Origin of the sequence: Citrobacter sp. Cm038, from assembly GCF_030333105.1 — a bacterium.
Taxonomy (GTDB): Bacteria; Pseudomonadota; Gammaproteobacteria; order Enterobacterales; family Enterobacteriaceae; genus Citrobacter; species Citrobacter murliniae.
The window spans coordinates 408,091-422,570 of record NZ_JAOWGO010000025.1; the positions used below are offsets into that span (position 1 = coordinate 408,091).

11 protein-coding genes are annotated in these 14,480 nt (G+C 50.7%); 8 read left to right on the forward strand and 3 right to left on the reverse strand.

Features of this window, described 5'->3' with window-relative positions:
- Positions 1-328 precede the first annotated feature (328 nt).
- The 4 genes from efeU (at position 329) to phoH (ending at position 4,946) form a co-directional block, all read left to right on the forward strand.
- Positions 329-1,162 (forward strand): iron uptake transporter permease EfeU, encoded by an 834-nt coding sequence (gene efeU, locus OGY01_RS21365; RefSeq protein WP_045441522.1) that lies wholly within the window; start codon positions 329-331, stop codon positions 1,160-1,162.
- Between the two features lie 57 nt (positions 1,163-1,219).
- Complete coding sequence (efeO, locus tag OGY01_RS21370) at positions 1,220-2,347, forward strand: iron uptake system protein EfeO (protein WP_045441524.1); 1,128 nt, start codon at positions 1,220-1,222, stop codon at positions 2,345-2,347.
- Positions 2,348-2,352: 5 nt separating this feature from the next.
- Complete coding sequence (efeB, locus tag OGY01_RS21375; RefSeq protein WP_286493658.1) at positions 2,353-3,636, forward strand: iron uptake transporter deferrochelatase/peroxidase subunit; 1,284 nt, start codon at positions 2,353-2,355, stop codon at positions 3,634-3,636.
- A 521-nt stretch (positions 3,637-4,157) separates the two neighbouring features.
- Positions 4,158-4,946, forward strand: a complete 789-nt coding sequence (gene phoH / locus OGY01_RS21380) for a phosphate starvation-inducible protein PhoH (RefSeq protein WP_045441531.1) — start codon at positions 4,158-4,160, stop codon at positions 4,944-4,946.
- A gap of 51 nt (positions 4,947-4,997) precedes the next feature.
- On the opposite strand, the gene OGY01_RS21385 is transcribed toward phoH, so the two are convergent.
- Both OGY01_RS21385 and torS read right to left on the reverse strand, forming a co-directional pair.
- Positions 4,998-5,291 (reverse strand): YciI family protein, encoded by a 294-nt coding sequence (locus OGY01_RS21385; RefSeq protein WP_045449557.1) that lies wholly within the window; start codon positions 5,289-5,291, stop codon positions 4,998-5,000.
- Positions 5,292-5,430: 139 nt separating this feature from the next.
- Positions 5,431-8,187 carry a TMAO reductase system sensor histidine kinase/response regulator TorS gene (gene torS, locus OGY01_RS21390; protein ID WP_286493660.1) on the reverse strand — a complete coding sequence of 919 codons (2,757 nt, stop codon included), beginning with the start codon at positions 8,185-8,187 and terminating at the stop codon, positions 5,431-5,433.
- 105 nt (positions 8,188-8,292) lie between these two features.
- On the opposite strand from torS, the gene torT reads away from it, so the two are divergent.
- Positions 8,293-9,306 carry a TMAO reductase system periplasmic protein TorT gene (gene torT, locus OGY01_RS21395; RefSeq protein WP_370637139.1) on the forward strand — a complete coding sequence of 338 codons (1,014 nt, stop codon included), beginning with the start codon at positions 8,293-8,295 and terminating at the stop codon, positions 9,304-9,306.
- Here torT and torR read toward each other — a convergent pair.
- Entirely contained in the window at positions 9,279-9,971 is a 693-nt protein-coding gene (torR, locus tag OGY01_RS21400) for a two-component system response regulator TorR (protein WP_045441535.1), read from the reverse strand. The two genes, torT and torR, sit on opposite strands and share 28 nt — an antisense overlap.
- Before the next feature lie 129 nt (positions 9,972-10,100).
- Here torR and torC point away from each other — a divergent pair, with 129 nt between their 5' ends.
- From torC to torD, 3 genes are read left to right on the forward strand one after another with little or no spacing between them, the layout of a single operon-like run.
- Positions 10,101-11,279 (forward strand): pentaheme c-type cytochrome TorC, encoded by a 1,179-nt coding sequence (gene torC / locus OGY01_RS21405; protein ID WP_286493663.1) that lies wholly within the window; start codon positions 10,101-10,103, stop codon positions 11,277-11,279.
- Complete coding sequence (gene torA, locus OGY01_RS21410) at positions 11,269-13,812, forward strand: trimethylamine-N-oxide reductase TorA (protein ID WP_286493666.1); 2,544 nt, start codon at positions 11,269-11,271, stop codon at positions 13,810-13,812. Before torC ends, torA begins: the two co-directional genes overlap by 11 nt.
- Positions 13,813-14,424 (forward strand): molecular chaperone TorD, encoded by a 612-nt coding sequence (torD, locus tag OGY01_RS21415; RefSeq protein ID WP_286493669.1) that lies wholly within the window; start codon positions 13,813-13,815, stop codon positions 14,422-14,424.
- Positions 14,425-14,480 lie beyond the last annotated feature (56 nt).

Genomic DNA, 14,480 nt, shown 5'->3' on the forward strand with positions numbered 1-14,480 from the left:
GCGGGCTCGGCCTGGATCTGGTTATTGTCGAGCCAGGAAGAAAGCATAAAAAAGCACCATCAGGAAATTGATGAGGCATTGTCGTCTACCCGTCGGATCGTTCAACCGCTCATTTTGCTTAACCCTGTGGTGTTAACTGCGTGCGGGCTGTTTTATTTGCTGTCCTTGCAAAGAGGCAGTAACCGTTACTCTCCTAACTGTTTACATTCAGTCATCATTCTCAAAACATTCTGCTTGAGTTTTTTGTTGCTGTAATGATAATCACTATCACTGTAATTTACTTTTCTTTGCATCAGTTGACTGAGAATAACGTTTAAGGGTACTTCGCATGTTCGTTCCATTTCTAATTATGTTGCGCGAAGGGTTAGAGGCCGCGCTGATTGTCAGCCTGATAGCCAGTTACCTGAAACGAACTCAGCGAGGCCGCTGGATTGGCGTGATGTGGATTGGTGTATTGCTGGCGGCGGCGTTATGTCTGGCGTTGGGGATTTTCATCAATGAAACCACGGGTGAATTTCCGCAAAAAGAACAGGAGTTATTTGAAGGTATTGTGGCGGTCATTGCCGTTGTGATCCTTACCTGGATGGTCTTCTGGATGCGTAAAGTCTCACGTAACGTCAAAGTTCAACTGGAGCAGGCTGTCGATAACGCATTACAGCGCAGCAACCATCACGGCTGGGCGCTGGTGATGATGGTCTTTTTTGCTGTTGCCCGTGAAGGGCTGGAATCGGTCTTTTTCTTGCTGGCGGCTTTTCAGCAGGATGTCGGTATTTGGCCGCCGGTAGGTGCGATGCTGGGACTGGCAACGGCTGTTGTGTTGGGATACCTGATTTATCTGGGTGGGATCCGACTGAATCTCGGTGCATTCTTCAAATGGACCAGCCTGTTTATTCTGCTGGTGGCTGCAGGGCTTGCTGCAGGGGCCATTCGTGCGTTCCACGAGGCCGGATTATGGAATCATTTCCAGGATGTAGCGTTTGACATAAGTAACGTTCTTTCAACGCACTCTCTGTTCGGCACGTTAATGGAAGGGATCTTTGGGTATCAGGAAGCGCCAAGCGTCAGTGAGGTTGCAGTCTGGTTTATCTACCTGATTCCCGCACTGATTTTGTTTGCACTGCCGCCGCGTTCAGGCACTACGGCATCTCGTACCGCACCTTAAAAAAACGCGATGCAGAATATCATTTAGTTACAACATACTTATTTGTAGGGATGGGTCATGACGATTAATTTTCGCCGTAGTGCGCTGCAGCTGGGTATTGCCGCGCTGTTTACTTCCGCATTTGCCGCACAGGCTGCAGATATTCCACAGGTCAAAGTCACGGTAAATGACAAACAGTGTGAACCGATGACGATCACTGTTAATGCCGGGAAAACACAGTTCATCATCCAGAACCACAGCCAGAAAGCGCTGGAGTGGGAGATCCTCAAAGGTGTCATGGTGGTGGAAGAGCGTGAAAATATTGCGCCAGGCTTTAGCCAGAAAATGACCGCCAACCTGCAACCAGGTGAATATGATATGACCTGCGGTCTGCTGACAAACCCGAAAGGGAAGCTGATTGTGAAGGGGAATGCTACGGCGGATGCAGCGCAAAGTGATGCCTTGCTGAGCCTGAGCGGCGCGATTACCGAATATAAAGCCTATGTGACGGCAGAAACCGCACAGCTGGTTGCGGGTACCAAAGCATTCACTGATGCCATTAAAGCTGGCGATCTGGAGAAAGCCAAATCCCTGTATGCACCGACACGTCAGCACTACGAGCGCATTGAGCCAATTGCGGAACTGTTCTCCGACCTTGATGGCAGCATTGATGCGCGTGAAGATGATTACGAGCAAAAAGCCGCCGATCCGAAATTTACCGGCTTCCATCGCCTGGAAAAAGCGCTGTTTGGCGACAATACCACCAAAGGCATGGATAAGTATGCTGAGCAGTTGAACAGCGACGTTATTGACCTGCAAACGCGCATTAGCGAGCTGGCGTTCCCACCATCAAAAGTGGTTGGTGGAGCTGCCGGGCTGATTGAAGAAGTTGCTGCCAGCAAAATTAGTGGTGAAGAAGATCGCTATAGTCACACCGACCTGTGGGACTTCCAGGCCAACGTTGATGGCGCACAGAAAATTGTCGATCTCCTGCGTCCTCAGTTGCAAAAATCCAATGCTGAACTGCTGGCAAAAGTGGATGCAAACTTCAAAAAAGTCGATGCTATCCTGGCGAAATATCGTACCAAAGACGGTTTTGAAACCTATGACAAACTGACCAATGCTGACCGCAATGCGCTGAAAGGGCCAATTACTACGCTGGCGGAAGATTTGTCTCAATTACGCGGTGTACTGGGTCTGGATTAAGCATCATGCAGCATGATAATGAAAACGGCGTGAGCGAGCCGTCGCGCCGACGTTTACTGAAAGGGATGGGCGCGCTGGGTGGCGCACTGGCACTGGCTGGCGGCTGCCCGGTTGCGCATGCGCAAAAACCGCAGAGTGCGCCGGGAACGCTATCGCCGGATGCTCGCGGTGAAGCACAGCCATTTTATGGCCCGCATCAGGCTGGGATCCTGACGCCACAGCAGGCATCCATGATGCTGGTGGCGTTTGATGTTCTCGCCAGCGATAAAGCTGACCTTGAGCGTCTGTTCCGGTTACTGACCCGTCGTTTTGCGTTCCTGACGACTGGCGGGCCCGCGCCCGAGACGCCAAACCCGCGTTTACCGCCAATGGATTCCGGCATTCTCGGTGCCTACATTGCGCCGGATAACCTGACGATGACGCTGTCGGTGGGGCATTCGCTGTTCGACGAGCGCTATGTTCTTAGCACCAGCATGCCGAAAAAACTGCAAAAAATGACGCGCTTTCCGAATGATTCGCTGGATGCAGCGTTGTGTCATGGCGATTTGTTGTTACAGATTTGCGCCAACACGCAAGACACCGTCATACATGCGCTGCGCGATATCATTAAGCACACACCGGATCTCCTCAGCGTTCGCTGGAAGCGCGAAGGGTTTATCTCTGATCATGCTGCACGCAGTAAAGGCAAAGAGACACCAGTCAATCTGCTTGGTTTTAAAGACGGGACCGCTAACCCGGATGGCACAGATAAAAAGCTGATGCAAAATGTGGTGTGGGTGACGTCCGATCAAGACGAGCCGAAATGGGCGGAAGGCGGGAGTTATCAGGCGGTAAGGCTTATTCAGTTTCGCGTTGAGTTCTGGGATCGTACACCGCTTAAAGAGCAACAGACTATTTTCGGGCGAGACAAACAGACTGGTGCACCATTAGGTATGCAGCACGAGCACGATGTACCTGACTACGCCAGCGATCCTGAAGGTGAGGTGATTGCGCTCGACAGCCATATCCGTCTGGCAAACCCGCGAACTCGGGAGTCGGAGTCCAGCCTGATGATGCGTCGTGGTTACAGCTATTCGCTTGGCGTCACCAATTCTGGTCAACTGGATATGGGTTTACTGTTTGTTTGCTATCAGCACGATCTGGAAAAAGGTTTTTTGACCGTGCAGAAACGCCTGAATGGTGAAGCGCTGGAAGAGTATGTGAAGCCGATTGGTGGCGGATATTTCTTTGCCTTGCCTGGTGTCAAAGACCCTGATCGTTATCTTGGGCAATCTCTTCTTGAGGCCTGAAACCTGAGCCCCGCACTCCCGCGGGGTATTTCCTGACAACTTGATGAATGGACCAATTATTTTTCGTGATGTCTGCAGCGTTGAAATAATTTTGTCATCTCTCTGTAAGAGACTGTTCTCAGCGGCAGGATGTAATTTAGTTAACAATAAGTAAAAATATTGTTGCGCTGACAATAAATTCTGTTGTAATTATAGGTAACAGCGGTAGTTCCCGGCGGTGATGGTCATTCACTATGGAGATCGCGAATGGTAATGTCCTGTAATGGACTCGCTTTTCACAGCAGCAATACCATGTTATGCGGACGTTTCTCTTCCGCCAGCCATCTCGTCACCGCTAAATTCCTCTCCCTTCCATATCTTATCCTTGTTACCGACGCCCTGTACGGTGCGCGTAGCCGTGCGTGGTGTCTTATTCGAAGGCAAGCAATGGCTTACAAGGAAGCCAAACCTCAGATGTTCGTGCGCATAATCGTGCCGCAAGCGGTGCGTGTGATGTATACCTACAACTCAAGGTGCTATCCATGGGAAGACAAAAAGCAGTGATCAAAGCTCGTCGTGAAGCAAAACGTGTGCTGAGACGGGATTCGCGTAGCCATAAGCAACGTGAAGATGAATCGGTCACCTCGCTTGTGCAGATGGGCGGCGTAGAAGCGATCGGTATGGCGCGTGACAGTCGCGACGCCACACCTATCATGGCGCGAAATGAAGCTCAGGCGCAGTACCTGAATGCTATCGAGAGTAAACAGCTGATCTTCGCCACGGGTGAAGCCGGGTGTGGTAAAACCTGGATCAGCGCGGCAAAAGCAGCAGAGGCCCTGATCCACAAAGATGTGGACCGGATCATTGTAACCCGTCCAGTTCTGCAAGCTGATGAAGATCTCGGCTTCTTACCTGGAGATGTTTCCGAGAAGTTTGCTCCCTATTTTCGACCCGTGTACGACGTGCTGGTAAAACGACTGGGAGCCTCCTTCATGCAATATTGCCTGCGACCTGAGATTGGTAAGGTGGAAATCGCGCCGTTCGCTTATATGCGCGGACGTACCTTTGAAAATGCAGTTGTTATTCTCGACGAGGCTCAGAATGTGACTGCTGCGCAAATGAAAATGTTTTTAACTCGCCTTGGAGAGAATGTGACGGTAATTGTGAACGGGGATGTTACCCAGTGTGACTTACCGGCGCATGTTCGATCCGGGTTAAGCGATGCGCTGGCCCGCTTCGAAGAAGATGAGATGATTGGGATCGTTCGTTTCAATAAAGATGATTGCGTTCGTTCGGCGCTCTGTCAGCGGACGCTTAATGCTTACAACTGATATGTTCTTCGTCTTCAAGGCCCGGGAAACCGGGCTTTGTTTTTATTACGCTTACAGAATATCTTTTAGCTCAGCAGCCATCATTGTTGCTTCAAAAGGGATCAGCTCGACTTTTACAACCCCTGATTGTTGAAAGGGATCCTGGCTGAGATAACTTTTTAACGCTTCTTCATCATCGCATTTTGCCAGTATTACGCCTCCTGAGCGCGGGATTTTGCGTCCTGAGGCGAGGAATAAACCCTTCGCGTACCCTTTTTTCAGCCATTCCACATGCGCGGGAAGTAAATTATCGACTTCATTTAACGGTTTTATATAAGTTAAAACGACAACACCAATAACGCTCATTTTATTATCCATAATCCTGGAGGGGAGATTACGTTAGCATGTGGTTGACTAAGGACAGAATAGATTTGTTGGCCCGGCTGAAAGATATTCTGTTAACGGTTGTGTACAGATGGAAGCCGTTTCCCCTGGCCCATTTTGATTATTTCATTTCGTTCTCCAGCCAGGATGCAACTGCACGCAGGCCTTTTAATATCTCTTCTCTGAGGGCGCAGTTATCTTCCGGATGTTGTTCAACAGCCTCGCATGCGCGGCGGGCGGTAACCATCCCCATGCTGGCGCAGCTACTTTTTAACTGATGTGCAAGACGTCTGATCTTCTCAACGTCTTTTTGCGAGCGAGCGGTATCAATTTCGTCGAGTAAAGGCAGTGTATGTTGGGTAAATAAACGCAGCCATTCACCAATTTTGCTATGTCCCATGATGCGAGCATCTTCTGATAATTGATGCGTATCCAGAAGACACTCGCTAAGTGGTTCAGCGACGTAAGGGGATTCTGAACCTGAAATATAGTGTGTGATGAGTTGACCCAGGGCGTCTCGCGGCACCGGTTTTTGAATAATACCGCGAAACAACGTACTGGTACGACGGCTTAGGGTCTCATCAATCACGTGAGCGCTGAACCCAATCAGAGGCAGGGTTGGATAAATCTGTGTCAGTTGTTGGGCGAGCGTAATACCGTCGGTATCCGGGAGATCAAAATCAACCAGCACGGCATCATAGTGCTCATTACCTTGCAGGACATGTAGTGCGTCGGCGGCACAACTTGCTACCATCACCAGGGCTCCGCTGGTGGTTAACATCTCCACGGTAATACGCTGGGTGAGGGGATTGTCCTCAATCAACAGTAAACGTATCCCCTGTAAATTGACCGGGCGATGGGGACATTTAGGGGTAGGGCGCGAAGCGGGACGTAAAGGAAGTCGCAACTGAAAGCAACTCCCAACACCAGGTGTGCTGGTCACGGTCAGTTCACCACCCATAGCCAGTGCAAGGCTGCTACTGATCGTTAACCCCAGTCCTGTCCCGCCACGTTTGCCGCTTACCTGAACAAAGGGCTTAAAAATGTCAGCCAGGCGAGAGGCTTCGATACCACTGCCCGTATCCTCAACCTCGATACACCACTGTTCACCTTCAGTGAAGCTGCGTAGCGTAATAAGACCACGATCGGTAAATCGCAGTGCATTGCTTAATAAATTAGTGATTATCTGACGAATACGGCGAGGATCGCCCTGTAATGCGAGGGGGAGAGCGCTGGAAAAGTCCGCAACAAGCGTAACCGGCCGCCCGTTGATGCGACTGTTCATCAACTGGAGTGTACTTTCCAGCAAAGGTCTGGGCTCAAAGGGCTCATCACTAACAGAGACATTCTTTCCACCGGCCTCAATTGCTGAGTAATCCAGAATATCGTTGAGAATAGTCAGTAGCGATTCGCCGGAATCGGTGATTGCACGCAGGTTTTCCTGATGTTGAGCCAGCGCCTGGTTTTCTGAAAGCAACTGCGCAGTGCCGAGGATCCCGTAAAGTGGGGTGCGTATTTCATGGCTCATTGCCGCAAGAAATGCTGATTTTGCCTGATTTGCTTTTTCAGCTTCAGCCCGCGCCTGACGGTGTTCAATGACCAGCGCGTGAAGCTCGGCGGTACGCGATTTTACCTGCGTAGCCAACTGTTGCCGATGATTATTGAGGGCGTGGACGCTGGCACGAAACGCATCCATTAAACGTCCAATAGTATCCAGTTCCCGTACGCCTGCGGTTTCTGGAAAGGGGGAGTCAATGTTACCTTCAAGCAGTTGCTGCAATGCCTGTGTTTGCTGGGCCAGAGGGCGCGTCACTGAACGGTAAACCACGCGCCAGAGGATTAGGATCAGCGATATCAGCGAAACAGCGCCGAGCAACAGCAGCCAGGTTTGTCCGCGCTCGCTGGCTTGTTTCAGTGAAGTTAACCCTGCACGGTTACGTTCTTCGATAGTGTTGACTAACTGGCTGACTTCACTGCTGAAACGGGTAAACTGATAAATGTTATTCTGCGACAGGATCTGTAGCCGGGTGCTGATGTCATTATCCTGCTGGTATAGCGCCAGCAGCTCGACATAACGTCCTACCGTATTCACTGACTCCGCAACCTGTTCGCGCACCACTGGATCTTCAATGCGTATTTGTCGACGATGCAGAATTCTGACTGCGGCATTCAATCGGTTATCCATCGCTGCGGCGTTATATTGCGCCTGATCGGCACTCAGATTCATAATCATTTGTTGCACGCGTAGTGCGCTCAGACGCACCTCGTTCATCTGATTAACGTATTCCAGATCGGTATCAATGAGACGATCCAGTGCCTGTTCAGCCTCCCGACGCTGATTATTTTCAATCAAATCATATATTCCCGCTTGTGTCGCACCTGCGGAAGTCGCCGCATTATTCGCCTGACCGTGAGCCATTTCAGCGATATCGCCTGCGGCGGTGACAATACGTTGACTGAGTTGTTGCTGCTGATCGCGGAGTCTCAGCCGTTGTCCAACCAACTCTCCCTGCTGACTTAACGACTGTGCGATTTCCTGCTCCTGCAGCTCTATCGCCGTGGTGTCAAAACCTTGCTGACGTAGCGTTTTAAGCAATGCGGTAATTTTGAGACTTTGTGCTGTTAACATTCGGCCCTGTGCCAGCCACATATTTTCACTGTCGGCGATGGTCAGGTTCTGCGCGGAAAAAAGCTCCCAGGCACTGGCTTCGCTCAATTGACGCGCCATGTTCATTGTCGGGATTAGTTCTTGTGTATTGGCTTGCTCAACCTGGCTGACAAAACGCAGACTGTACCAACCTACAAGTGTACTCATGAGGGTCAGTGCCGCCATCAGCGCGAAGCCCATCCACAGTCTTCTGGTCAGAGATAAATTCACGGAGTGTCGCCACAGATTAAAAAGGTTGAGTCCAAAAGCGGAAAGCAACTAGGATAAAGCCTTATTGATAATGAGGCTATCATGCGAGCATGCGTTTTTTGGGTGATGACTTTCTTTTCTGTACAAGGTCTGGCGGCCGGAGCAGGAGAGTCTCTGATCCGTTGGCACGACGAGCAACACTTTTCCCCTCAGCAGCAGGAAACGGTCACAGCGCATCAGGTCTGGAAACTTTGTGCGCTCTACCCTAGTCTCAAAGATTCCTATTGGCTCTCGGTTAACTACGGCATGCAACAAGCGGCACGGCGTTACGGCGTCAGCCTGAAAGTGCAGGAAGCTGGAGGGTATCGGCAGCTTTCGACGCAGAAAACGCAAATTGCCCAGTGTAAAGAGTGGGGCGCAGATGCCATTTTACTTGGCAGCAGCACCACATCGTTTCCTGATCTCAAAAAACAGGTCGGTACGTTGCCGGTTATTGAGGTGGTGAACGCCATCCATGACGCGACAACCCGAACGCGAGTCGGGGTCCCCTGGTTTCAAATGGGCTATCAACCGGGTCGTTACCTGGTGAAGTGGAGTGGGGGAAAACCACTGAAATTGCTCTTAATGCCAGGACCTGATGATGCCGGAGGCAGTAGGGAAATGGTTGCCGGGTTCCGCGATGCGATCGCCGGAAGCCAGGTGCAAATTGTGGATGTCGCCCTTGGGGACAATGATATAGAAGTACAGCGCAATCTGTTGCAGGAGATGCTGGAACGCCATCCGGATATTGATGTGGTTGCCGGGACGGCCATTGCAGCGGAAGCGGCAATGGGGGAAAGACGCAATCTGGCGACCCCTCTCACGGTGGTCTCATTTTACCTGTCACATCAGGTTTATCGCGGTCTCAAGCGTGGACGGGTACTGATGGCTGCCAGTGACCAAATGGTTTGGCAAGGTCAACTGGCGGTCGAACAAGCGATCAATGTATTGCAGGGACGTAACGTTCCCGATAACGTCAGCCCGCCGATTTTAGTACTGACCCCAGAAAATGCGGACAGCAAACATAGCCGTAGCTCGCTATCTCCGGGGGGATTCCGGCCAGTATATTTGTATCAGCATACGTCGGAGGCTAAAAAATAGCCTTCGCCATGCTGGGTAACGAACAGGTCGGGACTCAGTTTATGGCGCAAACGACGGATCAACACATCGACGGTACGCAGATCGGGGTCTTCCACTCTGCGTGCCGTAAGCATGCGGAGTAGCCTTTCGCGGCTGAGGATTTCACCCGGATTAGTCACAAATGCCACCAGCATTTCGTACTCAGCGCGGGTGAGCTTAATCGTTTCCTCTTCTTTTTCCAGCGTGTGGCGAGAAACATTCAGACAGTATCCCGCAAATTGGTAGCAATTATCTTTCGCAGCAGGTTGTGCCTGGCGGGCAAGATCGATGCGCCAGAGCAGGTTTTTCACCCGCACGACGAGTTCGCGCAATTCCAGCGGTTTGGTCACATAATCATCGGCACCCATCTCCAGTCCGACAATTCGGTCAATTTGATCGCATCGTCCCGTTACGAGAATGATCCCAACCGTTGAGCGCTCTCGTAGCGATCGGGTCAGCATCAAACCATTTTCATCCGGAAGATTAATATCCAGCAGGACAAGATCAACAGACTGTTGGTCCATAATGTCGCGCAGACCAGCGCCGCTAGCAACAGCCGAGACTTGATAACCTTCCTGCTCAAAATAAGCCTGCAGTCGTGCCTGGGTCACTGGCTCATCTTCAACAATGACAATGTGATGTGACATCCTTTGTTCTGTCTCTCTGTTCATATTCGTTCATATTTTGCAGTAAGTCGTTCATCCTGACCAGTGTCGCTGTTCACATTTGCTGAATAAGATCTCCCGTAACTAAACCATATATTTACAGGGGCTATTATGCGGAGACTATGGAGAGCGTTACTCAGGCCAAGTGCGCGCTGGTCAATACTGGCGCTGGTGATTGTTGGGATACTGATCGGTATCGCACTGATTGTACTCCCACATGTTGGAATCAAGTTAACCAGTTCGACAGAGTTTTGTGTCAGTTGCCACAGTATGCAGCCGGTCTATCAGGAATATAAGCAGTCGCCGCATTTCCAGAATGCCTCCGGGGTTCGCGCTGAATGTCACGACTGTCATATCCCATCGGATATTCCCGGGATGGTGAAACGGAAACTTGAAGCCAGCAACGATATTTACCAGACGTTTATCGCTCACTCGATTGACACACCTGAAAAATTCGAAGCCAAGCGTGCTGAGCTGGCGGAAAGGGAGTGGGCAAGGATGAAGGAAAATAACTCCTCAACCTGCCGCTCCTGCCATAACTATGATGCGATGGATCATGCTAAGCAACATCCTGAAGCCGCACGTCAGATGAAAATTGCCGCCAAAGACAACCAATCTTGTATTGACTGTCATAAAGGTATTGCCCACCAGTTACCTGATATGAGCAGCGGTTTCCGCAAGCAATTTGATGAATTACGCGCCAATGCTAACAGCGACGGCGATACTCTGTACTCTCTTGATATCAAACCTATTTATGCGTCTAAAGGTGATAAAGAACCTGCAGGCTCGTTACTGCCAGCTTCAGAAGTGACGGTGTTGAAACGTGACGGTGAATGGCTGCAGGTACAAATTACCGGCTGGACGGAAAGCCAGGGACGTCAACGCGTTCTGACTCAACTTCCAGGTAAGCGAATTTTTGTGGCATCCATCCGTGGCGATGTTCAGCAACATGTGAAAACGCTGGAAAAAACCACCGTCGCGGCGACTAACACTGAGTGGAGTAAGTTGCAGGCCACTGCGTGGATGCAAAAGAGCGACATGGTGAATGACATCAAGCCGATCTGGGCTTATGCCGACTCGCTATATAACGGTACCTGTAACCAGTGCCACGGCGCGCCGGAAAAATCGCACTTTGATGCGAACGGCTGGATTGGCACGCTCAATGGCATGATTGGCTTTACCAGTCTGGATAAACGAGAAGAACGTACCTTGTTGAAATACCTCCAGTTGAACGCGTCAGACACCACGGATAAGCCCCATAGTGATAAGGGAGAGAACAATGAAAAGTAAAGACACATTGCAGGTATCACGTCGGCGCTTTCTTCTGCAACTGGGGGGAATGACCGTTGCTGGTATGTTAGGGCCTTCGTTACTGACTCCCCGTAGTGCAACTGCGGCCGCCATGGGTGAACAAGGCGCTGTGGTAAAAGAGGGGATCCTTACTGGCTCCCACTGGGGGGCAATCCGCGCCACGGTCGTAGATGGACGATTTATTGCGGTTAAACCTTTTGAACGTGACAGATATCCATCGAAAATGATTGCAGGTCTGCCGGACCATGTTCATGGTGCATCGCGCATTCGTTATCCAATGGTACGCGTGGACTGGATGCGTAAACGCCACCAAAGCGATACTACGCAACGTGGAGATAACCGTTTTGTTCGTGTCTCATGGGACGAAGCGCTGGACTTTTTTTATCAGGAACTGGAGCGTATCCAGAAAACCTACGGCCCCAGTGCACTGCTGACGGCGAGCGGCTGGCAATCGACGGGTATGTTCCATAACGCCTCCGGTATGTTGGCCCGAGCCATTGCGCTGCATGGCAATAGCGTCAGCACCGGCGGAGACTACTCCACCGGGGCGGCGCAGGTGATTTTGCCGCGCGTGGTCGGATCCATGGAAGTCTACGAGCAGCAAACTTCATGGCCGCTGGTTCTGCAAAATAGCAAAACCATCGTGTTGTGGGGGGCCGATCTGATCAAAAACCAGCAGGCCAACTGGTGGTGTCCGGATCATGATGTTTATGGTTATTACGAGCAACTGAAAGAGAAAGTCGCACGGGATGAGATCTCGGTAATTAGTGTGGATCCGGTAGTGACGTCAACGCATGACTACCTGGGTCGCGACAAGGTTAAGCATATTGCCGTCAATCCACAGGCTGATGTTCCGCTACAGCTGGCGTTGGCGCATACGCTATATACCGAAAATCTGTACGATAAAAATTTCATTAGTAACTATTGCGTCGGTTTTGAACAGTTTCTCCCTTATTTACTGGGGGAGAGCGATGGTCAGCCAAAAGATGCCCGGTGGGCAGAGAAATTGTGTGGTATTGATGCCGAAACAATCCGTGCTCTGGCACGACAAATGGCCTCAGGAAGAACGCAGATTATTGCAGGGTGGTGCGTACAGCGTATGCAGCATGGCGAGCAATGGGCGTGGATGGTGGTGGTACTGGCTTCAATGCTGGGGCAAATTGGTTTGCCAGGGGGAGGCTTTGGGTTTGGCTGGCACTATAATGGTGCGGGAACGCCCAGTCGCAAAGGTATTATTTTAAGCGGTTTTTCCGGCTCGACGACGGTGCCTCCAGTGCATGACAGCACTGATTACAAAGGATATAGCAGCACTATCCCTATCGCGCGTTTCATCGACGCAATTCTGGAGCCAGGGAAAACCATTAACTGGAACGGCAAAACAGTAAAACTACCGCCGCTAAAAATGTGCGTATTTGCGGGAACCAACCCGTTCCACCGCCATCAGCAGATCAACCGGATCATGGAAGGCTGGCGCAAGCTGGAAACAGTCATTGCGATTGATAACCAGTGGACTTCTACATGTCGTTTTGCTGATATCGTCTTGCCTGCGACAACCCAGTTTGAACGTAACGATCTTGACCAATATGGCAACCATTCCAATCGCGGAATTATTGCTATGAAACAACTGGTAGCACCGCAATTTGAAGCGCGTAATGATTTTGATATTTTCCGCGATCTCTGCCGTCGTTTTAACCGCGAGGAAGCTTTCACCGAAGGTCTGGATGAAATGGGCTGGTTGAAGCGCATCTGGCAGGAAGGCAGCCAGCAGGGGAAAGGACGCGGTGTCCACTTACCAGCATTTGATGTGTTCTGGAATCAACAGGAGTATATCGAGTTCGAGCATCCGCAAATGTTTGTACGTCACCAGGCATTTCGTGAAGATCCCGATCTTGAACCGCTGGGAACGCCGAGTGGTTTGATTGAAATTTACTCTAAAACGATTGCCGAAATGCACTATGACGACTGTCAGGGCTATCCGATGTGGTTCGAAAAAATCGAGCGTTCACATGGCGGGCCGGGCTCACAGCGCTGGCCATTACATTTACAGTCAGTACATCCGGATTTTCGCCTGCATTCGCAGCTCTGCGAATCGGAAACGTTGCGGCAGCACTATGCTGTAAGCGGTAAAGAACCTGTTTTTATCAGCCCACAGGATGCACAAGCTCGTGGTATCCAAAACGGTGATATTGTCAGGGTCTTCAATGGTCGTGGACAAGTATTAGCCGGTGCGGTTGTTTCTGATTTTTATAAGCCTGGCGTGGTCCGTATCCATGAAGGCGCCTGGTACGATCCCGAGAAAGGTGGAGAGATCAATGCGCTGTGTAAATACGGTAACCCTAACGTCTTAACGCTGGATATCGGTACTTCTCAGTTGGCTCAGGCAACCAGTGCGCATACCACGCTGGTGGAGATCGAGAAATACAATGGTCAAGTGGATCGCGTGACTGCATTCAATGGCCCACTGGAAATGGTGGCGCAATGTGAGTATGTCCCAGCGCAGCAGGTAAAATAAATGGATAGCCAAAAACATCTGACGGAGGAACAAATTGCCTGCGTTTACGCGTGGCTGGCGCGACTGTTCTCCCGTGAACTGGATAGTGAAAGTTTGCTGCAACTTCACGCCTCGGACATGCAGGACTGGTATTCGCTGTTAAAACGCGAACCGTCGTTGAATCAACCGGTGACGATTCTGGAAGAAAAAATCGCCGCGCTTAAGCTACGTGAAGAGGGGCAACTGGAACTTGCCGCAGACTTTTGTGGCCTGTTTCTTATGTCGGATACTCAGGCCGCTTTGCCATATGCCTCAATTTATGAGCAGTGCGAGTCGGGTGACAGCGAGATCAAACACCTGTTGTTTGAAGCGGGAATGCAGACGAGTGAGACTTTTAACGAACCCGGCGATCATCTGGCTATTTTTCTCGAGTTACTGAGTCATTTGCATTTTTCGTTGGGGGAGGAGAACCTTAACCATCTGCGCATCAATGCATTACGCAGAAAAACCGTATCAGTGTTACTACGATTGCTGCCAGAGTTTTCAGCCAATTGTTGTAAATATGACGCTTTTGGGTTCTACGCTGCTCTGAGTCAACTGGGGCTGGCGCTTGTGCAACTCGATAACCGGTGATGAGTGTGTTGGTATCGCTGCAAAGGTGCAGCGATACCACGCTATTCAGGATGGGT